This window comes from Peribacillus sp. V2I11, from assembly GCF_030817135.1.
Classification (GTDB): domain Bacteria; phylum Bacillota; class Bacilli; order Bacillales; family DSM-1321; genus Peribacillus; species Peribacillus simplex.
Map to the genome: position 1 here is coordinate 1 of NZ_JAUSYW010000001.1, position 25,776 is coordinate 25,776.

The window sequence follows — 25,776 nt, forward strand, 5'->3', positions numbered from 1 at the left end:
AATATTGCTGTCTCAGCATGTTCAGCGGTTGTATCGAATCCCGCTTCCTCAAGACGGTCTGTCAGGATTGTCAATACATCATGGTGAACCCCGATCGTTTGGCCATATGTGAATTTCACTTCAGGATACTTGGTTTTCCCATCCTCTATTTCAGCTGGGATATGTAATTTCGAATGTCCTGCATGCAACAAAATGATCGGTATGACGATAACTTCAGTAGCTCCTCGTTTCACACAATTATCAATGCCTTTAGATATATTCGGTACCGCAAATTCCAAGAAGCACGTTTCTACTAGGAAGCGCTCGTCCATTGCCGGAATCATATTTTCAATAAAATGAAGGACTTCTTCATTTCCCGAAGCCAAGCGGCTTCCGTGTCCTACGAACAAAACTGCTTTCATTTACTTTCCCCCTCTTGATTAGTCTTCACAAGGCGCAGGCTCTATGTTTATTTTGGGAGCGATGTCCTGATAAGAAAAATTCTTTATCTTTTTCGAACGTTTGAAGTATTTAAAAAGCCGCTCATTTGGATGGGCATTTTGCTTATATTCCCCGACAATGTCCGTAATCAGTTCAACAAGCTGTTCCGGTTCAATTCCTTCCGCAACCGGCTGACCTGGATGGGCTGTTCTTCCAACCGGTTTAGCTCCAAGAAATAAGTCGAACTTCCCTTTTCGGAAAACAATCCCGATATCATCCATCACAGCACTATAACAAGCCATCCCACACCCATTAAAACCGATGTTCAGTTCCTTGGGCATTTTCATTCCGCCAAGCACCCGGTGTATTTCTTCTGCATAAGGAATGGATTCCGCTTTTTCACCATCACAGAAATCACAGGCTTTTAATGTCAGTACATCTCCAATCGGCGATAATAGAAAGTTTGCTGATTGCAATTTCCCTGTAATGACTTCCGGATCAGTTGTGGGAATCTTTAATATGATTTTATGATTTGGCGTGTATTCCATCGTTCCTTTTTCCCCGACAACTTCCGCAAGTGTCATCATTTGTTTGGGAGTGAATTGTTTATTCGCCACACCTGGACTAACGGCAAGTTCGAATACCGACTCCATTTTTTGCTGAACAATCGGCTTAATGGATTGTTGAACGGTTTGACCCTTGACTCTTGACAGGGCTTCCATTGCCATTTCAAAAGAAGCTGGCTTCTTTTCTGGTGCTTTTGTAAGTAATCCAACTCCTCCAGCAGACTCGGTAAAGGCTTCTTGATCTAATGCCCACGGTTCCGCTTCTTTTTGCAGGCGCTGATGCGGCTTCAATGTTTGCTTATCCGAATTCAAAGTATATTTCCTCTGATAGCCTCTTGGTGTGATGATTTTGTCATCATATAAAAAGGTGGATGAATTTCCAATAATGACGGTGGTCAACATTCCAATATCGTGATTCAACATATCTTTCAAATTGGTTATGACAATATCCTGTCTATCGCGATAAGCACTTTTCACCAACCCGACAGGTGTATCTGGCGAACGGTAGCGAAGGAGAATTTTCTGAGTTTCAACAATCTGCCTGGTCCGCCTGCCGCTGCGCGGATTATAAAGTGCAATGACAAAGTCTGCCATTGCAGCTGCCTCAACCCTCTTTGCGATCAGTTCCCAAGGAGTTAAATGATCACTGAGGCTAATCGTACACGAGTCGTGCATGACTGGTGCCCCAAGTAAAGATGCACAAGAGTTGATTGCAGAAATGCCGGGAATGACCTCAATGCCCACACCAGTTTCTTCTTTCCAGCCTTTTTCAATCAATACTTCATAAACCAACCCTGCCATCCCGTAAACTCCGGCATCTCCGCTGGAAATTACCGCAACTTTCTTTCCGAGCTCCGCTTGTTTCACCGCTTCCTGTGCACGTGATACCTCTTCAGTCATCCCCGTACTAATAATCGTTTGATCTGTAAGCAGTCCCTGAATGAGCTCAACATAAGTTTTATAACCAATGATGTAGTCACTTTCTTGAAGGGCTTCGACAGCACGTTTGGTAATGTGTTCAAAATTCCCTGGCCCAAAACCCACGACGAATAATTTACCGTTTGTACTCATTAAGACATCTCCTTTTACGCTTTGTTCTTCGAAATACCCGTATGAGCAGGAAAATCTGGATTAGGTGTCATTTCCCCATCATTGAATTGGTAGATCATACGTGGAACAAACTCCCCATCATCAATATGGCTGACAATCTGCCGACCGAAATCAGGCGTTTCCACTCGATACCAGTTTCCTTGGGGATAGGCAATCACAACGCAGGCATCCTTACATCTTCCGTTACACCGTGTCCTGGTTGTATGGATTTTCAAATCCAGTCCTTTGGAAGTAATTTCATCGCGAATCGCTTGGGTTACTTCTTCCCCGCCCTTTTTCATGCAGCTGCTCCCATTACAAATCAACAGATGCGTATTTGTACCCGTCAAGTTCCAAGTAGTCATCTTTTTCCTCCTGAATTCAGGGAAAAGGCAAAATAAAAAACCTTAACATAAGAGTCAAGGTTTAAAAAACTATATGAATGAGGAGCCCCAGGCAAGCATGCCCAATCTCCCAAAATCGTCATAGTCCTTTTACCTTTCCCTCCGAAAAGTATCATGCAATTTTAAAAGCAGGTTTCCTGGCTTACGCTTCATTTTACTTTGTCCCTTCCCGGCATCATGCCAGTGGCTATCGACAATTTCATCAGCGTTTACAGTAGCGGGGGCTGCATCGGGTTTTCACCGTTTTCCCTATTATCCCTTGGTTATTCACATAAGAGCACTTTTAAAATGAAATATTTGGTTTTATTATACATTTCTAACTAACTTTATCTATCATATAACAACTTTATCAAAATTCAATAGTTTATTCCGACTGTTTAGAAAAGTTTAATAGTGTAAAACCAGTTTCAACCCTTCCCTCGCAACAAACTTCGTCCCGAAAAAAAAAAAGATAGTGTAGCTGAAATTATTTCTTTATGGTACACTATACGAGAATTTTCAAAATAATTACATAAGTTTCAGGGTGTTGAATTCCACGGAATTCAGCTTAAAAGGGAAGCCGGTGAAAATCCGGAGCGGTCCCGCCACTGTATAGGGAAGTCCTAATACTTTAACTTTAATCCACTGTCAAATGAGATGGGAAGGATGTAATGGGATAATGAACCTAAGCCAGGAGACCTGCCATGAAGCGTGAAACTGTTTCAGCCTACGAGGATGGGTGTGCGGATCAGGCAGAAAGGCCCATGGTTGGTTTATGCTGCAAAATTCCTGTTCATTACGCACTTCTTTCCCTTGAGAGAAGTGCTTTTTATGTTGGGCGCCGCTTTTCTTCTAAAGATTGATCAGAAAAATTAAAAGTGTTGAAAGGAGAAAAGAATGAAAAGAACCAATTGGAAAATTCTTTATTTTGTCATTTTACTGCTTTTTGTCCCAAAACGGGCAATGGCCATGCATATCATGGAGGGCTTTTTACCCATTGAATGGGCTATATTCTGGTGGGCCGTGACGCTTCCATTTTTAATCTTGGGTTACCGGTCCATTAGGTCCAAAGTAAGGGAAAACCCAGAAACAAAAATGATACTTGGCCTATCGGGCGCATTTGTATTTATATTATCTGCCCTTAAGATTCCTTCCGTTACGGGAAGTTCTTCACACCCTACCGGAGTTGGATTGGGTTCCATTTTATTCGGACCATTGGCCATGAGTGTCGTTGGCTCCATCGTTCTGTTATTTCAGGCTGTTTTACTGGCTCACGGAGGATTGACGACATTAGGGGCCAATGCATTTTCCATGGCGGTTTGCGGACCTTTCATTGCTTACTTTGTCTTCAAGGGCGCTACTAAATTAGGGTGGTCTTTCTCTCTTGCCGTTTTCTTGGCAGCTGCTTTTGGAGATTTGGGAACCTATGTGGTAACTTCCGTTCAACTTGCTCTTGCTTTTCCATCCGAGGTAGGAGGATTCATGGCCTCTTTCAGTAAATTTGCAGGGATTTTTGCCCTGACCCAAATTCCCTTGGCAATCAGTGAGGGGTTATTGACAGTCGTCGTGATGAATTTCTTGAAAAAATACAATCTAGGCGAATTGAAATTGCTGCGAGTTTTATCTAAGGAGGCCCGTTAACATGAAAAAAAGTTTACTGCTGCTTTTCCTGGTCGTCATTCTTGCTACCATACCATTAATCACCCAACAAGGAACGGAATTTGGCGGTGCCGACGGCGAAGCTGAAGAAGCCATCACTAAAATCCAGCCGGAATACAAGCCATGGTTCAACAATATTTGGGAGCCGCCAGGTGCAGAAACCGAAAGCTTATTATTTGCGCTGCAAGCTGCAATCGGAGCTGGTTTCATTGGTTATTTCATAGGTGTAACGAGGCTAAGGAATAAGCTAACCAAACAAGAAATTCCCGAAAAATCGAAGCATGTTACTCATTGATAAATATGCCTATTTCAATGGGCTAAAGGATGTACATCCGTTGGAAAAGATGGTTTTTGCACTTTCCCTTTTGCTATTTTCGTTAACAGTAAGGGATATGACCGTTTCGCTCATCACTTTTACGGTGATAAGCGCTTTAATCATTTTTGCGGCAAAAATACCGCTTTCTTATTATCTTAAATTACTTCTATTACCAGGATTTTTTATACTATCAGGTACAATTACCATCCTTTTTTCTTTCACAAGTAAATTCACTTCGATATCGAATATATGGTGGTCCTGGAAAGTCGGGAATTGGCAGATATTCATCAGCGATGACAGCATCGGCACGGTGATCAATTTGATCACTGTCGTATTCGGCAGTATCAGCTGTTTATATTTCCTTACCTTAACTACACCCATTACCGACATCCTATCCGTGCTGCGAAAACTTAAAGTGCCTTCCTTATTGGTCGATTTAATAGAATTGACCTATCGCTTCATCTTTATTTTTTTAGATACAGCTATGGCGATTCACCAATCACAAGCTTCACGGCTGGGGTATGGTACGTTAAGGAAAGGCATTCGATCTCTCGGATTACTAATCTCATCATTATTTTTAGGAGTATTGCAGCGCTCTGGGCAATTGACGATGGCGATGAACGCAAGAGGCTATCAGGAGAACCTTTCCTATATCGAGGATACTTACACCTATTCCTCACGCAATTGGCTGATCGCGATTGTAATACTAGGAAGCTTAATCTTTATTAATGGATATTTGTAAATTGGAGGCAACCCAAGAATGGAAGAGCATATTTTTTATATAGAAGGCCTCACCCATCAATACGCAGATGGAACGTTCGCTTTAAAAGATCTTTCGCTAACGGTCCAACATGGTAAAAAGATTGCATTATTAGGCAATAATGGTGCTGGCAAATCGACTTTATTCCTCCATTTAAATGGTCTTTTACAACCTACAGCAGGTACAATCAGATTCAATGGCAAGAAAATGAAATATGACCGTAAAGCATTATTAACATTACGTAAGCAAGTCGGGATCGTTTTTCAAGATCCCGATTCGCAGCTCTTTTCCGCTAATGTACAACAGGATATATCGTTTGGACCGATGAATTTGGGATGGGATAAAAATGCAGTCCAGGAGAAAGTGAATTGGGCGATGGCTCAAACGGAAGTAACGGAACTGAAAGACAGACCTACCCATTTTTTGAGCCTTGGGCAAAAAAAACGTGTCGCCATTGCAGGGATACTCGCCATGGAACCCGATGTCTGGCTCTTGGACGAGCCTACCGCTGGATTGGATCCTTATTTCTCAAGACAGATCATGGCTCTGCTGGACAGTATCCACCACCCTGACAAAACGATAATCCTATCAACTCATGATGTTAACTTAGCTTATCAATGGGCTGATGAAGTCGTTGTCATGAACGATGGTAAGGTCATATACCAAGGGGATCCTATATCCGTTTTCCATGATGAAGACGTTTTGCTGCAGGCACATCTGGAGAAGCCGTGGGTTTTTGAAATGTTTCAAGCCCTCCTTCAATCAAGGAAACCTACAGAAAGGGACCTTTTCCCAAGAACGAAGGAAGAATTGCTTCAAAAGTTGGAGAGAGAAAGGATTTATTAATTATGTATCCCCTAGCTCTTGTTTCATCTTTCCAAAAGCTAGGGGTTCAAACCGATATATCTTTAAAATAGCAGGCGATAATTCTTGTTCCTAAAAAAACAAAAATCCTATTATTACTTTTCTTCCTCAGATCTTTCTTTTGCAAGCTCAATATCTCTTCCGTTTACATCATCAACCACTGCTTTTATTTCGCCTTCCGCATAAGTATCCGAGACTTGTTCGTGGGTTCTAGCCAGTCCAGAAGATAAAGGATCTTCCCGTTTATAATCACTGACATCATATATTCTTCCCGCGATTTCTGAAGATTCATTTTTTGATTGCTTGCTATCCATTTTTTTCACTCCTAGTTTTTAAATTGTCCAATCAGAGATTGACAGCAGTATTAAAGACAAAGGTATTTTGTGTAAAAAACGAAGCAATATTCAATAATGATAAAAAAGGAGGCAAAAGGCAAAAAAAGCTTACAAGTAAAATCCCCTTTCAAGGATTTTACTTGTAAGCTTAATGAGAGCTTAGCCCACCTTCTTCCCATCCACATTATCGGATGGGTCACCCCAGCATTCCACATTCTTCAAACCTTTAATATTGTTCACATGGAAGACAGGATTTTTCCCACTTTTCTTTTGCTTTTGATAATCCGCCAGTGCAGCAAAAGAGATCTTCCCAAGTAATGCTATCGCAATCAGGTTGATAATGGCCATAAGGGCCATCAGCAAGTCAGCCAGACCCCAAACAAAATCGAGTGAGGCAAGCGAACCGAATATCACCATCCCTACAACAGCAACACGATAGATGTTTAACCAAACCTTATTTTCATTGATGAAACCAATGTTCGACTCTCCATAATAATAGTTGCCCACAATGGAACTAAAAGCGAATAACAGTACGATAATGGCAAGGAAAATACCCGCCCAAGATCCCAATGCCGTTCCAAGGGCATTTTGGGTAAGAACGATTCCATCCGTTTCCTTCGAAGTATAAAGACCTGAAAACAAAATGATGAAGGCAGTCGAACTGCAAATGATGAGCGTATCTACAAAAACACCCAGGGACTGAATGAGCCCTTGCTTGACAGGATGACTGACATCAGCAGTCGCACCAGCATTAGGTGCACTACCCATACCGGCTTCATTTGAAAACAATCCGCGCTTGATTCCCTGCATCATGGCTGCTCCCAGTACTCCGCCAGCCACTTCTTTTATTCCATCGAATGCACTTTCAAAGATCAAAGCAAAGACACTCGGTAACTCGGTAATATTCATGATGATGATAATCAACGCCACTATCACATAGGCTCCTGCCATAATCGGAACGATGACTTCAGAGACCTTTGCAACCATTTTGATCCCGCCAAAAATGATGACAGCGGTGACGATAGCCAGGATGATTGCCGTAACCCACTTTTCAATCCCAAACGATTCGTTGAATGCGCTTGTAATCGTATTGGCTTGTACCGAGTTGAAAGCTAGTCCAAATGTAAGTGAAATCAACACTGCGAAAGTGATGCCCATCCAACGGGCATTCAATGCTTTTTCCATATAATACGCAGGACCGCCGCGGAATGCATCCCCATCCTTGACCTTATAGATTTGCGCAAGTGTACTTTCAATGAATGCGGAAGCAGACCCGATCAGTGCTATTAACCACATCCAGAAAACGGATCCAGGTCCGCCCATCGTGATTGCGATGGCAACACCTGCAAGGTTACCCGTTCCTACCCGCGATGCCGTGCTTATGCAAAATGCCTGAAAAGATGTTACACCTTTTTTATCCGCAGTGGCCCCTTCTCCCAATAGCCTGAACATTTCCCCTACCATTCTGAATTGGACAAACTTCGTGCGGACGGAAAAATAAAGACCCAATCCAATCAACATGATGATCAATATGGAAGACCATAACACATCATTTGTTTCACTAATAAATTTTTCTAACATCTCCATTAAAACAATCCCCTCTACTTCACTCAAAATATATTATAAAAACATATACAACTATAATTTGTTTCCCGATTCATTGGGGAAATAAACAAAGGAAGCCCATAAAAAAAGGAAATTCCAGAATGAATCTCCAATACAATAATATATTATATCCTAACAAACAATTTTTTTCATTCATGAATTGTTGGAATCAAACGATAAATATAATATTTCAGTATCATTTCCTTTAGATAATAATCTTTCTGACTCACTTCATTTAACATTCAATCCCAACGGGAGTTATTTTCTATTTTTATCCACATCATTATAAAAAAGTACTAAGGGGGTACTGTTAAAATTGAAAAACACAAGAAGATTTTGCTGTGCCTAACGTAAAATCAGTAGGCAGAGACTCATAAAAAAAAGGAGCATTTCAGCTCCCCCTACATAAAACTGTAACTTATTGCCTCAATAATATCAGGATCAATATAGGTTATCTCCCCTGTAGTATCTCTGATGATTCCTACCTTTTTCTCACCCTCTACAAAAGTAAATCCTTGTTTCTTATATATTTCAAAGTCTCTTTCTTCAACAGCTAATCAGTAGCAAATATATTCTCCATGTAAGCAATCTCATATTTAAACTTACCATAGTGGTCTGTATTAAATAACAAAAATTGACTTTATACTTTTCTAAATAAAGCATTTATAAGATCATGGAAAATTTTTAATCATCTCTAATGGAAAATCAGCATTACCTTTTTTAAATACTTCATAATTATGCCTAACTTCCTTTTTAATAAAGCTGATTATAACTAGCATTGTCTTATCATACTGCTCATTCTGCTGTGTTTAAATCTATTACAGCACCAACTAGCCCCCAAAAGGCATCTACTCTTACAATTTCCATAATATTCCACCCTGCCATCCTACCAAAATATTAACTTATTAACAGATAATTCACAACAAAAAAGAGGAGCATTTCTGCTCCCCTAATCCAAACAAAAAGAGAGGCTTAAACAGCCTCCCTAAACTCATCAGTTTCTACAGTTATTAGGACTAAACCACCTCCCTCAGGACATTAATTACATCTGCCTTACTTGGAGCTGGCATAGTATCTCCTTCATCCTCATAAAAGCTCAGCAATGTACCAATTACAACCTCAGCCATTTCTACAGCCTGAGACACTGTCTCACCATCTGTAAAGCAATTCTCTAAATCAGGAAAGCTCACAGCATAAACTCCACCCCTCTTGCCCAACGACAGCATAATATTTGAAGATTTGGTCAAATAAATTAAGTAATGAAATGAAAATTTACTTACCAAGTTTGGATTTATTGATTGATTATCGTGTTGTTACATCACAAGCCCGCCATCTACAAATAAAGTTTGCCCTGTCATAAACTGACTCCAATCTGATGCTAGGAACAACACGGGTCCTGCTACATCTTCTGGTGCTGCAATTCTGCGGAGTGGAGTTTGGGATATGATGAGGTCCTTCAACTCTTCTTTTGTATCCTTGCTTGTATCCGTTGGATAGACAAGCCCCGGAGCCACGCAATTGACCCTGATTCCAAAAGCTCCGAGCTCTGCAGCTAAATTACGGCTGTACCCCATAAGTCCACTTTTTGCTGTCGTGTATTCATGGTAAGGTACAATCGGTCTTTGAACTAAATTGCTGATCATATTGATGATGCTGCCATTGCTCTGTTTTTTCATAATGGGTAAGACTGCCTGACACATATAATGTGTCGAGCGTAAAGCCCCATCAATTTGCGCCTGATAATCTTCCCATTTTAGCTCCCATGACATTTTTCGATTGTCAGCATCAAAAATGTAAGACTTGAAGGCATTATTCACGAGAACATCAATTTTCCCCGCTTCCAAAACTTGTTCGATCATCTGTTTGACGGACGATTCAGAAGTGACATCTCCCTGTATAGCCCATCCTTCACCGCCCAGTTTAGTACAATCCACGGCAACCTGTTCAGCGGCCTCGTGATTTTGCAGGTAGTTGATGATAACCAGTGCCCCTTCTCTCGCAAAGGCACGGGCAATACTAGCTCCTATTCCTCGGCTAGCTCCCGTCACCAGTACTACTTTCCCCTGAAATTTTTTCATTTTTTCTCCTTCGTTTTGTTAGGGAGAAGATCGTCACGTACTGCCTCTTTCATATCGATGCTATTTTCAATTAGTCCTAGTTGTTGGTACGTATCTGCTCCTTTTTGTAAAACCGATGTATCAAGTTCCCCTAGCCCCTTACTATCAGTTTCTTCAGAGGAAACACTCGAAGTATTTCTCAAATTAATAATTTTCAAGTTTTGTTGTTCATCTTTTCCATCAATGGCATATTCAGATGCTAGTGTAGCGGCTTCCTCTGGATTTTTGATCATCCACTGTGCACTGCTACTATAAGCCTCCAAAAATTCTTTCAGAACGTCTTTCTTTTCATCATACGTCTTTTCTGTGACAACAAATACATCGCTAGGCACATTCAAATAATCTTTTACTTCCATGACATTTACTTCATCCAAACCTTTTTGTTTAGCGACTGCTAATCCAGTATCCGTTGCAGCTGTAGCATCCACCTTTCCCTGCATCAAAGGAGCAAAATTCAACAATCCCGTCTCCACGATTTTTACATCGTTTTCCGAAAGTCCAGCCTGATGCAGAAGAACCAATAAATTTTGACGCGTCCCGCTTGTTAAACTATATACACCAATTGTTTTCCCTTTAAGATCCTGTGGCTTATTTATTCTTTTGTCTTTAAGCGATACAATGTTAAAAACATTTTGTGGATAGATATTATAAATCACTTTCAGCTTTTCCCCTTTGTCTATTGCAAAGAAAAGAGAGCCGGGATCTGTAAACGCAATGTCAGCTTGTCCAGAAACAATATTTTTAATGGCATCGCCGCCACCTTCTCCTGGAATAACCGAAACGTCCAATCCTTTATCCTTGAAAAAGTGTTTTTTCTCATCCACCAATAAATTCGTTTGCTCAGTTATCGGCTTACTCCAATTCGCTACTCTGACCTGCTGTATTTTCTCTGAGCCTGACTCCTTGGTTGTCTCTTCCTTCGCTCCACAAGCGCTTGTAATTATTGCTATCAATAATAATAAACCCATTAGCATAATTTTTGATTTCATTTTTTCTCCGTCTCCTTTATAAATCGTATGACCCATTTCTTTTCCAATAGTTGCACCGCCTGATATAGAACCATTCCCATGGCCGTTAACAAAATCAAGGTCGCGAACATCAATGGTGTATCCATCATTCCCTGTGAAGCGATGATCACCGCTCCTAATCCGTCACTTCCGCCGATAAACTCTCCAACAACCGCTCCTACTATTGCCAAAACAACCGCTACGCGAAGCCCTGCTATAATCCCAGGCATCCCAGCAGGTATCTTTAAATGGATCAAGGTTTGCCAGCGTGATGCACCAAGCATTTTGAACAGTTCCTGTTTCTGCCTATCCGTATACTTTATGGCCATCACCGTATTCTCCAATAAAGGAAAAAAACAGATCAGTGCCGTAATCACCACTTTAGAGGTCATTCCAAATCCAAACCAAAGGATAAAAAGAGGGGCTAAAGCAAGCTTCGGAACGGCTTGACTGGCAATAATGTAAGGAAATAAGAGCTTCCGTAAAAAAGGCACCTCGCCCAAAATAATGCCTGCCACAAATCCGAATACCCCTCCAAAAAACAGTCCCAGCAACACCTCTGATGTGGTTCGGATAATATGCGGGGTAAAGTATCCGCCCATTATGCCTTCAAAAAGGGTATGGAAAATCACAATAGGTGTCGGCAGGACAAGCTCTGACATGGATCTTGCTGCTAGTTCCCATAAAAACAGCAAAAGTAGTAAAAGGATTACGGAGTATATAGGAAATCGTCTCATAACCTTACTCCCCCCATAACCTGACGGATCTTGAGGCAAAGTTCATTAAAATACGAGCTGTACCTCATTTCCACCGTTCGCGGCTTTGCAAGATCGACAGCTGTTTCATAGACAATGCTTCCCTGATCCATTACGGCTATCTTGTCTGAGAGATAAACAGCTTCTGAAATATCATGTGTTATAAAAAGGACTGTCGTATTTTCCTGTTTGCATATCTTTAAAAGGTCGTCCTGTAATTCTTCTCTTGTAATCGCGTCCAATGCGGCAAATGGTTCATCTAAGAACATCATGGACGGCTGTTCAACAAGGGCCCTTGCAATGGCTACACGACTCTGCTGACCTCCTGATAATTGTGCCGGGAAACTCTGAAGATAGTCTGCTAACCCAACAGTCTCCAATAACTTCATCGCATACTCTATATCCTTTACCGTCACTTTCCCCCTAAGGGAAACGGGCAACAGAACGTTGTCCATTACAGTTTTCCACTCTAATAGGGTTGGGGATTGAAAGACAAATCCGGCTTCAGGGGACGGCTTGATTACGATGTTCCCATTCAGGGAAATAATTCCAGCATCCACCTGCAGTAAGCCTGCAGCGAGCTTTAATAACGTCGTTTTCCCGCACCCACTCTTCCCCAGCAAACAATGAAACTCCCCTTCTTCGATTTCCCAGCTTACACGATTGATAACTGACCCTCTGCCCTGATAGCAGTATGTCACATCATTAACTGTCAAAAAACCCATTCCACTACCTCCTAATCAACATAAGGGGCAAATCTTTCACTGTATACTACAGCAGAGGACTCTATATCTACCATGTTGATCAAATCTAGTAAATTAAAGCGGCCATCATGATGCCATCCAGCTTCGGGAGACGTCATACTGCCCAAAGCCGTTAACCTCGTTACACCAATCCCCCCTAATAACTCGGCCCAATGAAAAAGTTCTCTTGGGCTTGCAGCTATACCAACGGTTTGGAGGAAAACACGGTGAGGCTCAATGGAAGGAATCAGGTCCTCTATTTTTTCAAAGGAAATCACTTTTATCACTCGATTCAAACTACTTGGAGTGAAGGAAATGCCCTTTTCTTCGTATACGACGGTCCAATCATGTGCTACATTTCCCAATACCTCTTTTTGGGAATCATAAAAAACACTCATCTCTTCTCTTTGACGCCACGATGCCAGTGCTGCAGACTCTTCCATTGAAAGAATCCGCCGAGGATACCTTTTTTCCATGTTTTCGAGTTCATGTGCCAGATATCTCGCAAATTCTTTTGGCGAAACATTGCCGCCATGCTGGACATAAAAAATATGGGGAGAGTAGCAGCCTTGCTGATCATAACGGATGACATCAAGTGCCGCTTGACGTGCCGTTTCAAAAGCTTTTTGTGAATCCAGGCTAAAACTAGAGATCAACCCAAAACTGATTTTATGCCCATATGCCAAAAATCGGGTGGTTATTGGCGTTCGGCTTTGAAGAGACTCAAGCGAAGCGTTGCCGCCGTACCCTACTACAACGTCACTTTGTTCCAATATGCATGTTTCCCGCTCTTCATCGCCCCCTTTCCACCAAACAATGGCAAAGCAATCCGCTAATTTAGGTTCAATTTCCACTAACAAACGGGCAAACAAGCCCGCAAACAAAGGCTCCGCACTTGAGACCTTCCCAATGTTTCCTGACTTGGTAAGCAAGGCGGAGATGAAGCTCCACAAAGGAAGACCAGGGACATTCCCCGACCAAATATGGGTGATTAGATTTGGCCCGACTGCCTTAGAGAACCCGCCTTTGATTCGAGGTTGAAAGTCATCAAGCAACAGGGGATTTCCAAAATCTTCAACAACAAAGCGTTGGAGTTCATGTTTGCGGAATTTTTTCAAATAGAAAGTAAGACCAAGACGAACTATTTCCTCATCGTACCCTGTAATAATCGGCAGGAGCTGTTCAGCCTTTTGACGGTACGGTGAACGACGATCCAGTAATCTCTCAATCGCTTTGTCAATAATGTCCATGATTTCCACCGTCGTAAATGCCTTTAATGTCTCAACACTCGCCCTTTTAACCTTTTCTATAACCTTATTCATCTGTTCTATCGTAAGAAGGGGAATCTCCACTTCCACTTCTTCATTGTTTCTCTTAAATACTAAAATCCTTTTTGCGAAATCTTTATCCCCTATATCCGGTATATATCCTGCAATCTCGCTCATTCCGAAAAGCCCTTTGCAGCTTTTAAAAACTCATCCACCGCTATGGAACAACCCTTTGCCTCTGTTCCCTGCACTCTTCCTAATAAAAGAAAACCACCATCCACCTCGACCCCTAAATCTTCTGTTAGGATGGTAGTGACCGAATTAAAATTAGCTAAATCACAATGAACCAGTACTCCCCGCTCGCCCTTTTGGACCTCTTCCCCACTTAAAGGATTAATCACTCTAGTCCTTATCCAATGCGGTCCCGATTTTACAGGAGGAACAGTCTCGTTACCATCATCATAAAATTGCGTGCTTAGCTCTGTCATCCCATACATATTGATGCATCCAGACCGGTCTACACCTAAGTGAGTGGAAAGCATATGATAGAATTCATCCAAACCCAATTCCTTTGATTGATTTTTATATCCTCCCGTATCAAGGAGTTTACTTCCCTTTGGTAAACTTAAGGTCTTTCCCATTCGTTCTAATTCTTCGATCATATGTACGAAACTAAAACTCGCGCCTACAAGGGCATAAGGCTCCCCAGTTTTTTCCGCATGCTCAAGGTCCTCCAGCAAGCGGTCCATATCAATTCCACTTTCATTTAATAGATAGTGGCTATCCTTCGTACCGAATTCACGCATTCCAAGACCCAAGTAGCGAGCTAATGAAGAGTTAGGCATTTCTATTTCGGTTGGAAAAAGAATCCCCATGCGGATTTTCTCCGTTTCCTTCATAAATCTTTTCCTAAAATTTAAAATCATGGACTCGTCAAACACTTCCAAAGTGGGATGATAATGTTTGCCCTTAATTCCTTTTGTAGTTCCGCTCGTCATGAAAACCGCTTCTGTTTCAGAGGGATCTATGGAGCTTAGCGTGACCTCTTTAAAAGCATTAATCGGTACGGCCGGAATATCCCTCCATGTCTTGACTACCCTTGGTGTCTTTCCTTTTTGAAAACAAAAGGTTCGATAGGGAAGATTATGATGGTATTGATAAGAAAATAATTGTAAGGCCTGTTCATTGAATGCATCGTCTGATGTAACTTCATTCTGCATATAGCGAACAATATTATTGGTTATGACTTGCTGTTGATTCATCTAGAATCCATCCTTTCATAGAAAATAAAAAAGCACTTTGCGTAAGCAAAGTGCATAGTGGTCCTCTAGTCACAATCCCTACGCTGGCATTACCCAACAGGTTCAAACGGTCTACAACAGTTAGTCATACTCTCAGCCTGATTCCACAGACTCCCGTAACATTAAATTTTATTCAAGTCTATTCCTTCTGCCTAAAAAATGCAACTCCATTTTAAACTACCGTAAAATACACTAAATCATAGATCCATATTTCATTAAATTAAAAGGAATGAACACAGACATCTCCATCGATTTTCTCAATTTTTCATTTAAGGCATATAATACTATAATTAGTGACATATAAAAGAAATACCATATGAAAGAAGCACATATGCTTTTTTTATTGAGCTAACGGGGCAGCATTCCTGTAATAAATGAAAAACTGAGATTTGAGCGTAAAAAAAACCTTGGTATGAAAGTGAGACTGACCAGCTAAAGGGAAAAATAAAGGCTGTCAAGAAGAAGATTCCCCACAGCCTTTACCTATTATTTCGTAAAAATTTCAATAAGTTCGCTAACCCCTAAATAGACGAACATGATGAGACAAGCTGTTAAAACCAAATTAGGAACCGCTTTGTTCCTAAACTCTTTATCAACCTTTTTCGAATTTAATAGTAAAATCAAGGAGATCGCCAGAAATGGCATAAATAATGCTCCTAAAGCTCCATATATGATGATTAACTCGACGGGTTTTCCGAAATAAAACAAAATCATCGGAGGGAATGTCAGCCAGGCTAGATAGGCACGATAAGCAGGTTCCGTTTCTGAAACAGCCTGTTTTCCCGGAGCCTTTTTCTTGCGTATCGTTTTGACAAAGTCAGCAAAAAGATACGGAACCCCATTCCAAACTCCAAGTAAGGAAGAGAAAGCTGCAGACCAAAATGCAATTAAGAATAACCAGCGCATGGGTGTGCCAAACTCCGCCCCAAGCATTTCAGCAAGTTGGATAAGCCCTTGATCATCACGGATGCTAACACCTGTACCCGCAAGAAATTGAGCACCGATTATCAATGCAGCCAATGTAAAAATAGCTGTTAATGTATAGGCAACCTTGGTATCTGTTCTCATCATTGAAATCCAACCTTTTCCACTCCAGCTTTTTTCACTTAACCAATAACCATAGGAAGCCATTGTGATTGTTCCACCAACTCCACCAATCAAGCCTAGCATTAAAATGAATGAGCCTTCTGGAACTCTAGGAACGAATCCGATTGCGAAATCTCCTAAGCTAGGTAGGAAAAGAATCGCTGTACCGATAATCGTTACAAACATAACACCTATTAAAACTGTCATTACACGTTCAAACAGAAGATAACGGCCTGTCCAAACGAGACCGAAGCCTAGAATCGAATGGACGATAGCCCAAGCCCAAAGCGGCATGATTGGAAACATGGCGTGCATGGCCAATGCTGAAGTCGATGCTGCAGCTGCTCCATAGATAAATCCCCAAATGACTGAATAGATACCAAAATAACCTGTTGCCCATTTCCCTAATGAATGCCAGCCATCAATCATGGTTTGTCCGGTTGCCAAATACCAGCGTCCTACACCTTCATTTAAAAAGTATTTCAAAATTGCACCGACAATAATGGCCCATACAAAGGTCATTCCAAAAGACGTTCCAATAACGATAGATGTTATCAAATCGGCAGTTCCTACACCTGTGGCAGCGACAACTATACCTGGTCCAACCTGTCTTAGTTTTTCCCCCATGGTAGCTGGTGGAATTTTGAGCTGTGGCTTATTAAGTTCTGTCTTCATGTAATACCTCCTCAGATGGTAAATGTCCCAAATATATTTGTTTAATGTAGTTCATTCTTTTAGAATCGTCTTAGGCTAATTCTAATAAAATAGCCATACCCTGACCTCCACCAATACATAGAGTCGCTATCCCGTATCTTTCTTGTCGTTTTTGCATTTCATGAATTAATTTTGTTATGATTATCGCTCCAGTTGCCCCTAATGGATGACCCAATGCGATAGCCCCACCATTGACATTGATCTTATCCGGATCCAGCTTCGCTTCACGTATCACGGCAAGTGATTGCGAAGCGAAAGCCTCATTCAATTCAAACAGCCCAATATCATCAACCTTCAGACAAGTCTTTTTCAAAAGATTTTCAATTGCGGGAACTGGACCGATTCCCATATATCGTGGATCGACACCAGCTGTAGACCAGTTAACGATTTTGGCAATGGGTTTGACACCTATGTTAGAAGCCTTTTCTCGAGTCATTAAAACTAAGGAACTCGCTCCATCATTACGGCCACAGGCATTACCCGCTGTGACAGTTCCATCCTTTTTAAAGACTGGTTTCAATTGGGTTAATTTTTCTAAGGTTGTTTCTCTTGGGTGCTCGTCTATTTGGAAAATCGATGTGTTTTTTCTAGTTTTTATTTCAATCGGAACAATTTGCGATTTGAAGGATTCAGACTCAATTGCTAATTTTGCCCGATTCTGGCTTTCCAAAGCAAATGCATCCTGATCTTCACGGGAAATATTATATGTTTCCGCAACGTTTTCAGCCGTAACCCCCATACCTAAGTCTTTTCCATAAACTTCGTTTGGCTGCTGGCCATTTTCGAGATTAGAATCAACAAGGTAAGGATTTCCTTCTCCATATCGTGAATTTCTTAAATAAATGGGGGCTCTACTCATATTTTCCGCTCCGCCGGCAACGACAATATCATCCGGTTTAAATGCTAAGTGCTGAACCCCCGATACAACAGCCTGAATGCCTGAAGCACATAGTCGGTTTACTGTTAAAGCAGAGGCTTCCTGGGGAATACCAGCTCTTAATGCAGCAACACGTGCTAGATTAGATGATTCAGTGGACTGCCGTACCTCACCAAAAATTACTTCATTGATCTGCACAGGTGCTAGCCCAGCACGCTCAATCGCATCTTTAATGGTTGTTGCAGCTAGATTTCCAGCAGGTACATCTTTTAATCGTCCGCCAAATCTACCAATGGCTGTACGGTTTGCGCTAACAATTACAAATTCATGATCCATTATAATACCTCCGGATTTTTAAATTCATTCGACTGAATACGCTTTCAAATTTGGTGAAATTATAAAATTTGCAGGTGTGATTTCTTTTAATTTCTTTACCGTACATCCCTTGTCTAACTCTTCTAAAACCATTTCATTATCTTTAAATCGAAAAACTGCATATTCAGATATTAATGTCGATACAACACCTTGGGCTGTTAGTGGAATATCGCAGTGATTGACAATTTTCGGATCGCCCTCTTTCGTGCAATGCTGAGTTGCAATGATGACTTCCTTTGCACCCACGACTAAATCCATTGCTCCACCAACTCCTAAAATATCCTTTCCCGGTACAGCCCAATTTGCTAAATCTCCTGTTTCACTGACTTGAAGGGCTCCTAAAACGACTGTATCAACATGTCCGCCGCGAATCATCGCAAATGATTCGGAGGATGAAAAATAAGCAGCACCTTTTTGAGCGGTGACCGGTAATTTCCCGGCATTTATGATTTCAGGGTCTTCCTTCCCTTTCTCTGGCGAAGGACCTACACCAAGGAGCCCATTTTCCGTATGAAGGTATACGGATTTATTTTCGGGTATATAGTTAGCAACCAGGGTCGGAATGCCGATCCCTAAATTGACGATTGTTCCCTCTTTTATTTCCATAGCAACCCTTTTGGCTATCATTTCTTTAATAGTAAGTGACGACATCTTCGGTCAATTTCTCCTTTCCACTATAAAATCCACGAACAAATGAGGCGTTATGATCTCCTCGGGAGATATCTTGCCCACTTCAACAATCTCCTCCACTTCAACTATAGTTATTTTTGCTGCACTAGCCATATCAGGATTAAAGTTCCGAGCTGTTTTTGAATAGATTAAATTACCCAACCTATCTGCTTTTTTAGCCTTCACTAAAGCCACATCAGCAAATAACGGTAACTCTAAAACATATTCTTTTCCATTAAACACGCGTGATTCTTTATTTTCTCCTATAAGTGTCCCTGCTGACGTGCGAGTATAAAATCCACCTATACCGGCACCTGCTGCTCGTAACCTTTCGCCTAATGTCCCCTGCGGAACTAGCTCCACTTCCAAAATTCCTTGCTTGACGTAACGGACGGCATCCATATTACTCGTAAAATATGAACCTATCCCTTTTTTTATTTTATTTTGGAGTAGAATCTTACCTAGACCTTTTCCTCCTGGTTCCCCTAGGTTATTGCTAATGATAGTTAAATCGGAAACTGGATGTTCAGCCAATGATTCTACCAAGTTAAGGGGGCATCCTACCAACCCAAAACCTCCTACAGCGACGGTGTCTCCATCTTTTATATACGAAACAGCTTCTGATGCAGTAATGATCTTATTCAATGTAGCTTAAAGCCTCCTCTTCCACGTAATGTAATCCCTTACATATTCATTGAAAAAAATTTAAAATAAGAGTTGTGTAAATCCGATTATAGCTGTACACTATACGTACACCTTGTACATATAGTGTATCTTGGGATAATCATAAGTATCTTTTGTTAAGAAGTCAACCTAATTGTTATTTTCCCTAAACAATTAGACTGATAATTCACTAAATTTTCATTATTTTTAGGAGGAAGTTCGTGATGGATAATGAAACGGAACAATCATCTTATTTCGTCCAATCAGTCGCAAAAGGATTTGAAGTGTTAAAAGCTTTTGATTCAAGTTCTGCTAGTCTTTCGCTTCGGGAACTTGCAGAGCGGACAGGCATTAATAAAGCGACAGTTAGACGCTTTGCATTAACCCTTGTCGACCTCGGTTATCTAAGGTTAATAGAAGACAATAGATTTCAACTCAGCCCTAAGGTTTTGGATTTAGCGGTCCATTATTTACAAACATTGAATTTACCGGATCTTGCTCAACCAATCTTGGAATCTATCTCTGCCACTGTAAAGGAATCAACAAACCTGGCCATTCTGGATGGTGCGGAAGTTGTCTATGTTTCCAGAGTGAATGCAGCTAAAAGGATTGTCGGGGCAAACTTGAAGGTCGGTTCAAGGTTGCCTTATTATGCAACCTCATTAGGAAAAGCACTTGTTGCCTGGTTATCCGAAAACGAGAGGAAAAAAATTTGGGGAATCACCAATATCGAAGCTTTTACCCAAAATACAATCACCACTTATGAAGAATTCGAGGAAGACTTGGCCATGACCAGGTCACGGGGTTATGCGATAGGTGATGAAGAGCTAGAGGAAGGACTCCGCTCCATTTCAATGCCCATTATCAATTGGCAGGGTGCAACGATAGCCGCAGTAAATGTTTCTACCCAGGTCATCCGAACAGATAAAAAGAAATTATTAGAAATCTACTTACCAGCCCTTCAAGAAGGAGTTAAAAAATTAAATCATCAAACGGGATCTAAAAGTTAAAATCAAAAAACACACTTATAAAAATTGAGGCCACTGAAAACTTTCGTTTTTTTAGTGGTATTTGATTTAGTAGTAAAAAAGACGACTCCAATTTATTTTCATAAAATTGGAGTCGTCTTTTTGATTATTAAGGGTTCTGGTCAAAAATGATTTTTTAGAAACATATACCTGAATATCCTATTCATGTATGAATTATGATGCAACTTAAAATAATTTGTGTATGAATTCAATCTCGCTTTGGACAGACTTCACCCCTTGTTGAAGTTGTCCTTCTTTATTTCCCTGTATCACTTTCAGCTTCAGTTAATTAAAATAACATAGATAAAACTTGTACTTCATTATAAGCTATCCCTCCATCTGGCTGATGAATTTCATCTGGTACTATGAATTCATCAATTTTAATTTCAGGATAATTAGAAAGTGGATATTGCCTTAAATCATCATATGATGTTTTTAATTTATGAGAACTATCAAATCCGTTACCGATTATATACTATTTAATCATAATCATACTCCTCTCATTAATAAATTTTCAACACTTAAACATCCATGTTATCTTAACAATAAAACTCCATCGTATTTATTTAGGAGTTACAAATATTAGTAATAAAGTTTTAAAATAAAGTAGCTAATACCTAATTTTACAGGAAACAAAAAGAATCCATTTTAAAAAGATTAAACATAATGGATCCTAATCTTAGGTATAAATATACAGTTTTTGTGAATAATGATTATTTTCATGAAACCTTATTACGTAAATCATGAGAAGCACTCATCAATTCAAAAGGGCCAATCATCTGGCCAATTCGGTAATGGGAAGTGTTTGAAAAACCGTTCTAGTTCTTTTCTTACATTGTCCGGGACACGGGTAATGCGCTCAATGACGGTGTCGAGTTCCGACCTCACCTTTTCCAAGTTACCGGGCACTAGCCGTACCATTGTGCGATGGTGATCAAGATCCCTCCCTCTTGGATTGCAAGTTTCAACCCGATTGCTCGTCTGGACATAGTTCTTACGACCATCAATGACAGTCCCAGTGTGCCATATTGGGAAAGAAACGATTTTATATACCTTAACCTTGATCTGCGTCTGTTCTATATTTGCGTTTGCAGGATCGTCTAACCGGAAAGCCTCCCAACATAGATATAGCCCCTAAAAGCCTCACACGTCCTGATTCCAGGTTAACGTGCGAGGCTTATTTTGCATTCATCTGCTCTCTCTTATATTCTGGTTTGCCGTAGGTCTCAATGTTGAAATTAGGTCTTTTATGATAACCTTGTTCTGCCTCTCCTAGATGGTTGGAATACCTTGTGCAAACATCTTTCTTAATTCTTTCTTATCAATTTTTCCAATCGGCGTTAATGGAAACTTTTCAAGAAAATAGGCTACTTTAGGAACCATATACTTAGAGGTTCTTTGTTTGCAGAAATCAATTAATTCCTCGCTAGTACAATTCAATCCTTCCCGCAGTGTTACCACGACACACACTACTTCTCCCCAATCTGGATGGGGAACTCCTATGCAAGCACTTAGTGCAACAGAAGGGTGCTGGTTCACCACTCGTTCCACTTCTGAAGAATATACGTTCATTCCGCCTGTAATGATCATATCTTTCTTCCTATCTACAATATAAAGGTAACCGCTTTCATCACATTTACCAATATCACCAGTGTGGAACCAGCCATCACGGATGTATTCTTGGGTAAGATCAGGTCTTTGATAATAGCCTACCATCATTGCTGGTGATTTTACGATAATTTCTCCAAGCTCGGATGGTTTTACATCATTTCCATCTTCATCAATCAGTCGAACTTCGGTAAAAATGCACGGTTTTCCACAGCTTTTCAAAATTTCCGAATTGTTATGATAAGCCCATAAATGAGCGCTTTTCGATAGTCTGGTAATGACAATATTACACTCTGTCATGCCGTATTGCTGGCGCATAATTGGCCCGAATACTTCAAAAGCTTCTTTTAGGCGCTTTTGTGAAATTGGTGACGCGCCGTAGAAGATATTGCACATGGAGCTCATATCATATTCCATCTTCTTTGTCTGATCAAGGAGTCTGTATAACATGGTCGGTACCATGAATGTCGTCGTAATTTTATGTTCCTTTATTGCCTGTATGAATGCTGTAGCGTCGAATGAGCCCATCACATAGACATGGACGCCCGAAACAAGGGATCTCCAAAGTAATGAACCGGCTGAATGCACAATAGGCGTACTTAGCAATACCCGGTCTCGGTCGTCTAGCGGGTCTTCGATAGCCGCAGAAAGTATGGCGGCGCCGAGTCCTTTCTGGGAATGCATGACGCCTTTGGGTGTACCGGTTGTCCCGCCTGTATATGACAGAAGGGCAATGTCTTCCGCTTCAGCTAATGGCAAGTCTAAATTTTTTATTTCACCGGGCCATTGAAACTGTTCAAATTCCTCCGGATAATTACTATTAAAGCCTGGGAGCCCAATGACATGGACATCTTCCTTCTTCATTTCTTCTAAATACTCAAAAAAAGTGTCAAAGTGTGTCTGTGTAGCTATAATGACCACTTCTGGCTTTGCTTCCTTTAAAATGAATTTTAATTCTCTTTTCCCCAGTTTTTCACTTAATGGCACTAAGGTAGCTCCACATTGCTGGATGGCCAAACCAAACATCACACTCTCCAAACTGTTTGGAATGATGGACGCTATGCGGACACCCCTGCCTGCACCTAAACGAAGTAAATAAGAAGAGATAAGTTCTGTTTTTTTCCATAACTCGTCGTAGGTTATCGTTTCTCCGGTTGGCAACAAGGTTATAGCGGGCAGTTCGCCGAATCGTTTCATTCCTTTATTCAACAATGACTGAAATGTCAAATTATGCAGCACGTATTTTTTCCTCCCTTGAAAAAGGTTTTACCCTTTTAATAATGCTTTGGCAATTGTATTTTTTTGAATTTCTGAGGTACCGCTCAGAATCCGGTACATTCGTGCACTCCTGTACATTTTTTCTACTGGATGCCCTTTTACCAAGCCTTTGGAGCCAAAGATTTGGATAGCTTTATCAGCCACGCGGCTATTTACTTCTGAAGCAAACAGCTTAGCCATAGACGTGCCGGCTCGATCCTCTTTTCCTTGATCGATTTTTTCAACCACATCGTAGACCATACACTTTGCTGCATAGATTTCCGTCGCCATTTCTGCGAGCATATGCTGAATTGCCTGGAAGTCACCGATGGGCCGGCCGTGTTGGACTCGCGTTTTAGCATGTTCAATAGATAAATCGAGAAGGTGTTGAGCCATTCCGATAAAGCCGGCGGCATGGGAAGCGCGATTTGTGTTTATTCTTTTCAATCCGAGCTGCAACCCTTTACCTGGTTCTCCGATTATATTGGAGGCAGGCACTCGACATTGATTGAAATTCAATTCAGCATGTATGCGTTCTCCTGATAGGGGAACTTGAATGTCTCCTAGTTCAAACCCCGGATGTTGGGGTGTTTTTTTATCTACTAGAAAAGCAGTGATTCTTTCTTTTTCTTCTTTATGAAATTCTTTCGCTATGACAATGGCGAAATCAGCGTAGGGGGCAGCACTGATAAAATGTTTTTTTCCATTTAATATATAATCATTTCCGTCTTTAACGGCTGTCGTTTCGATAGCAAAGGCATCCGATCCTGCATTTGGTTCTGTAAGGGCAAAGCAGCAGCTCGCTTCTCCCGTCACAACGGGCATCACATATTTTTCTATTTGCTCCGGTGTAAAACTTTCCAACATCTGACCAATTCTTAGCGGACCGCCAATCTCGCCTATAACCTGCCCCCATAAAACCGCTCCGGAACGGGTCAATTCTTCCTTGAACATACATAATCCTTTTAAGCTAACATCTTGTCCACCATATTTTTCAGGGAGGTTAATTCCGTAAAAGCCCAATTCCCTGGATCGTTTCCTTGCCCATTTTATGACTTCCAACGGGATATCCTCTTCAGCGTTCAATCCATGCTCCTGTTCATATGGAAGCAATTCATTTTGGATGAAATCCTGCAACTTTGTTTGAAGTACCTCTAATTTCTCTTCCTGCGTCGTTACCATATGTTTCCCCTTTCACATTTTTGATTTTTTGTTGAACTGTTTAAATATTTAAAATGTTATAAAATTAATTTTAAATGTAAATAATATTTAAGTAAAATAAGGGTTTATGATATAAATATAAAAAATATTGATGTAAATACAAAAAAATATTAGTTCCCCTTCAGCATAGGAAACTAATATTTAAGAGTCGTGTAGAATTCGAGACATTTAATAAACTCCCTGGCAGCTTTTGAAAAATACTGCTTCTTAGAGCGAACGTAACCAAATTCCATTGAATCATTTTCTAGCTCTACCAAAGGAATCGCCACAAGTTCCCCGCTTAGGAAATAGGGGTCGCTGTTAACTCCAATATCATAAGAGAAGGCAATCGCTAATCCCTCAGCAACCGTTTTTTTGATGATCTCTGTATTATTTGTGAAAAACAAAATATTCATCTCACCGTAATGATCAAAAAAACCTTTAATGAAAGACTTCATTCTTGGTCCATTGTAAACGACCAAATTTTGGTCCATTAGCTCTTGTGGTGTTATGCTTTTACGGTTCACTAAAGGGGAGTTCTTACTGACCGACACAATCACTTTTGCTTCCATTAAGGGTTGAAATTCCAACTCATTTTCTTTTGGTTTAACCTTTGGAATATTCAATAGCCCGATGTCTATCTTACCATTCAGTACATCTTCGGTTATCTCTTGTCCCCCTTTTTCTTCAATCACAATTTTCACCTCGGGATACTTCTTTTTAAATAAGGCCAAGGATTTAGGCAAAACCGTAAGAAATAAACCTTGTGTAGATGATAGACGTAACTCTTTTTCCATCGTATCTGAATGTATTTGGGCACTGTCTCTTATTTCTTCCAATTTGCTTAATACTTCAAGAGCTTTCTGGATGATTTCCTTTCCGTCTTCTGTAGGTATGGTTCCTAACCTTGACCGCTTGAAGATTTTTATACCTAATTCCTTCTCCAAACTCGTAATGGCCATGCTTATTCCAGATTGAGAGATATGGAGGCTTTCTGAAGCCGTGGAAATCGAGTTAACCTCGGCAACCTTAATGATATATTCCAATTGTTCAATATTCATGGTTCATTCTCCTTCTAGCCTATTACTAATATCATACCTCGAACAGAAAG

The 25,776-nt window shown here is 40.7% G+C and carries 26 protein-coding genes and 2 riboswitches; of the genes, 6 read left to right on the plus strand and 20 right to left on the minus strand.

Features of this window, described 5'->3' with window-relative positions:
- From QFZ73_RS00005 to QFZ73_RS00015, 3 genes are all read right to left on the minus strand, one after another.
- Positions 1-401: sirohydrochlorin chelatase (locus tag QFZ73_RS00005; RefSeq protein ID WP_307261662.1), on the minus strand; the 401-nt coding region annotated here is incomplete at its 3' end.
- Between the two features lie 18 nt (positions 402-419).
- Entirely contained in the window at positions 420-2,057 is a 1,638-nt protein-coding gene (cobJ, locus tag QFZ73_RS00010; RefSeq protein WP_307261664.1) for a precorrin-3B C(17)-methyltransferase, read from the minus strand.
- A 14-nt stretch (positions 2,058-2,071) separates the two neighbouring features.
- Complete coding sequence (locus QFZ73_RS00015; protein WP_251431845.1) at positions 2,072-2,440, minus strand: (2Fe-2S) ferredoxin domain-containing protein; 369 nt, start codon at positions 2,438-2,440, stop codon at positions 2,072-2,074.
- Positions 2,441-2,589: 149 nt separating this feature from the next.
- Positions 2,590-2,779: riboswitch (cobalamin riboswitch) on the minus strand.
- A 204-nt stretch (positions 2,780-2,983) separates the two neighbouring features.
- Positions 2,984-3,179: riboswitch (cobalamin riboswitch) on the plus strand.
- On the opposite strand from QFZ73_RS00015, the gene QFZ73_RS00020 reads away from it, so the two are divergent.
- From QFZ73_RS00020 to QFZ73_RS00040, 5 genes are all read left to right on the plus strand, one after another.
- Positions 3,163-3,321 carry a hypothetical protein gene (locus QFZ73_RS00020; RefSeq protein ID WP_307261667.1) on the plus strand — a complete coding sequence of 53 codons (159 nt, stop codon included), beginning with the start codon at positions 3,163-3,165 and terminating at the stop codon, positions 3,319-3,321. It overlaps the preceding riboswitch by 17 nt.
- A 34-nt stretch (positions 3,322-3,355) precedes the next feature.
- Positions 3,356-4,099 (plus strand): energy-coupling factor ABC transporter permease, encoded by a 744-nt coding sequence (locus QFZ73_RS00025; RefSeq protein ID WP_063233507.1) that lies wholly within the window; start codon positions 3,356-3,358, stop codon positions 4,097-4,099.
- Between the two features lies 1 nt (position 4,100).
- Complete coding sequence (locus QFZ73_RS00030) at positions 4,101-4,412, plus strand: energy-coupling factor ABC transporter substrate-binding protein (protein ID WP_307261671.1); 312 nt, start codon at positions 4,101-4,103, stop codon at positions 4,410-4,412.
- A complete protein-coding gene (gene cbiQ, locus QFZ73_RS00035) occupies positions 4,399-5,175 on the plus strand; it encodes a cobalt ECF transporter T component CbiQ (protein WP_307261673.1) in 777 nt (258 codons plus the stop codon). The genes QFZ73_RS00030 and cbiQ overlap by 14 nt, the downstream gene beginning before the upstream one ends.
- A gap of 18 nt (positions 5,176-5,193) precedes the next feature.
- Positions 5,194-6,039 (plus strand): energy-coupling factor ABC transporter ATP-binding protein, encoded by an 846-nt coding sequence (locus QFZ73_RS00040; RefSeq protein WP_307261676.1) that lies wholly within the window; start codon positions 5,194-5,196, stop codon positions 6,037-6,039.
- Between the two features lie 113 nt (positions 6,040-6,152).
- On the opposite strand, the gene QFZ73_RS00045 is transcribed toward QFZ73_RS00040, so the two are convergent.
- The 13 genes from QFZ73_RS00045 to QFZ73_RS00105 form a co-directional block, all read right to left on the minus strand.
- Positions 6,153-6,371, minus strand: a complete 219-nt coding sequence (locus tag QFZ73_RS00045; protein WP_307261678.1) for a YozQ family protein — start codon at positions 6,369-6,371, stop codon at positions 6,153-6,155.
- Between the two features lie 180 nt (positions 6,372-6,551).
- Positions 6,552-7,979 carry an alanine/glycine:cation symporter family protein gene (locus tag QFZ73_RS00050; protein ID WP_307261680.1) on the minus strand — a complete coding sequence of 476 codons (1,428 nt, stop codon included), beginning with the start codon at positions 7,977-7,979 and terminating at the stop codon, positions 6,552-6,554.
- Between the two features lie 1,034 nt (positions 7,980-9,013).
- A complete protein-coding gene (locus QFZ73_RS00055) occupies positions 9,014-9,187 on the minus strand; it encodes a type II toxin-antitoxin system HicB family antitoxin (protein WP_307261682.1) in 174 nt (57 codons plus the stop codon).
- A 123-nt stretch (positions 9,188-9,310) separates the two neighbouring features.
- Entirely contained in the window at positions 9,311-10,075 is a 765-nt protein-coding gene (locus QFZ73_RS00060) for an SDR family oxidoreductase (protein WP_307261683.1), read from the minus strand.
- Positions 10,072-11,103, minus strand: a complete 1,032-nt coding sequence (locus tag QFZ73_RS00065) for an ABC transporter substrate-binding protein (RefSeq protein ID WP_307261685.1) — start codon at positions 11,101-11,103, stop codon at positions 10,072-10,074. The genes QFZ73_RS00060 and QFZ73_RS00065 overlap by 4 nt, the downstream gene beginning before the upstream one ends.
- Positions 11,100-11,858 (minus strand): ABC transporter permease, encoded by a 759-nt coding sequence (locus QFZ73_RS00070; protein ID WP_307261687.1) that lies wholly within the window; start codon positions 11,856-11,858, stop codon positions 11,100-11,102. The genes QFZ73_RS00065 and QFZ73_RS00070 overlap by 4 nt, the downstream gene beginning before the upstream one ends.
- Positions 11,855-12,601, minus strand: a complete 747-nt coding sequence (locus QFZ73_RS00075; protein ID WP_307261690.1) for an ABC transporter ATP-binding protein — start codon at positions 12,599-12,601, stop codon at positions 11,855-11,857. The genes QFZ73_RS00070 and QFZ73_RS00075 overlap by 4 nt, the downstream gene beginning before the upstream one ends.
- An 11-nt stretch (positions 12,602-12,612) precedes the next feature.
- Positions 12,613-14,064: an acyl-CoA reductase gene (locus tag QFZ73_RS00080; RefSeq protein ID WP_307261693.1), complete on the minus strand. Its 1,452-nt coding sequence runs from the start codon at positions 14,062-14,064 to the stop codon at positions 12,613-12,615.
- Positions 14,061-15,149 (minus strand): LuxE/PaaK family acyltransferase, encoded by a 1,089-nt coding sequence (locus QFZ73_RS00085; protein WP_307261695.1) that lies wholly within the window; start codon positions 15,147-15,149, stop codon positions 14,061-14,063. Before QFZ73_RS00085 ends, QFZ73_RS00080 begins: the two co-directional genes overlap by 4 nt.
- 525 nt (positions 15,150-15,674) lie before the next feature.
- Entirely contained in the window at positions 15,675-16,949 is a 1,275-nt protein-coding gene (locus tag QFZ73_RS00090) for an Nramp family divalent metal transporter (protein WP_307261697.1), read from the minus strand.
- Positions 16,950-17,019: 70 nt separating this feature from the next.
- The gene (locus QFZ73_RS00095; RefSeq protein ID WP_307261699.1) at positions 17,020-18,201 is read right to left on the minus strand and encodes a thiolase family protein; all 1,182 of its coding nucleotides are present in this window, start codon (positions 18,199-18,201) and stop codon (positions 17,020-17,022) included.
- 24 nt (positions 18,202-18,225) lie between these two features.
- Positions 18,226-18,891, minus strand: coding sequence for a 3-oxoacid CoA-transferase subunit B (locus QFZ73_RS00100; RefSeq protein WP_307261701.1), 666 nt, complete (start codon positions 18,889-18,891; stop codon positions 18,226-18,228).
- A 6-nt stretch (positions 18,892-18,897) separates the two neighbouring features.
- Positions 18,898-19,554, minus strand: coding sequence for a CoA transferase subunit A (locus tag QFZ73_RS00105; RefSeq protein WP_307261703.1), 657 nt, complete (start codon positions 19,552-19,554; stop codon positions 18,898-18,900).
- Positions 19,555-19,796: 242 nt separating this feature from the next.
- Here QFZ73_RS00105 and QFZ73_RS00110 point away from each other — a divergent pair, with 242 nt between their 5' ends.
- On the plus strand, positions 19,797-20,582 hold the full coding sequence (locus QFZ73_RS00110; protein WP_307261705.1) for an IclR family transcriptional regulator domain-containing protein: 786 nt from the start codon (positions 19,797-19,799) through the stop codon (positions 20,580-20,582).
- A gap of 307 nt (positions 20,583-20,889) precedes the next feature.
- Here the strand turns inward: QFZ73_RS00110 and QFZ73_RS28795 are convergent, their stop codons facing one another.
- From QFZ73_RS28795 to QFZ73_RS00125, 4 genes are all read right to left on the minus strand, one after another.
- Positions 20,890-21,072: an AbiH family protein gene (locus QFZ73_RS28795; RefSeq protein WP_373458983.1), complete on the minus strand. Its 183-nt coding sequence runs from the start codon at positions 21,070-21,072 to the stop codon at positions 20,890-20,892.
- Positions 21,073-21,872: 800 nt separating this feature from the next.
- The gene (locus QFZ73_RS00115) at positions 21,873-23,447 is read right to left on the minus strand and encodes a class I adenylate-forming enzyme family protein (protein ID WP_307261707.1); all 1,575 of its coding nucleotides are present in this window, start codon (positions 23,445-23,447) and stop codon (positions 21,873-21,875) included.
- Between the two features lie 27 nt (positions 23,448-23,474).
- On the minus strand, positions 23,475-24,647 hold the full coding sequence (locus QFZ73_RS00120; protein WP_307261710.1) for an acyl-CoA dehydrogenase family protein: 1,173 nt from the start codon (positions 24,645-24,647) through the stop codon (positions 23,475-23,477).
- A gap of 173 nt (positions 24,648-24,820) precedes the next feature.
- Entirely contained in the window at positions 24,821-25,726 is a 906-nt protein-coding gene (locus QFZ73_RS00125) for a LysR family transcriptional regulator (RefSeq protein ID WP_307261712.1), read from the minus strand.
- Positions 25,727-25,776: the final 50 nt, after the last annotated feature.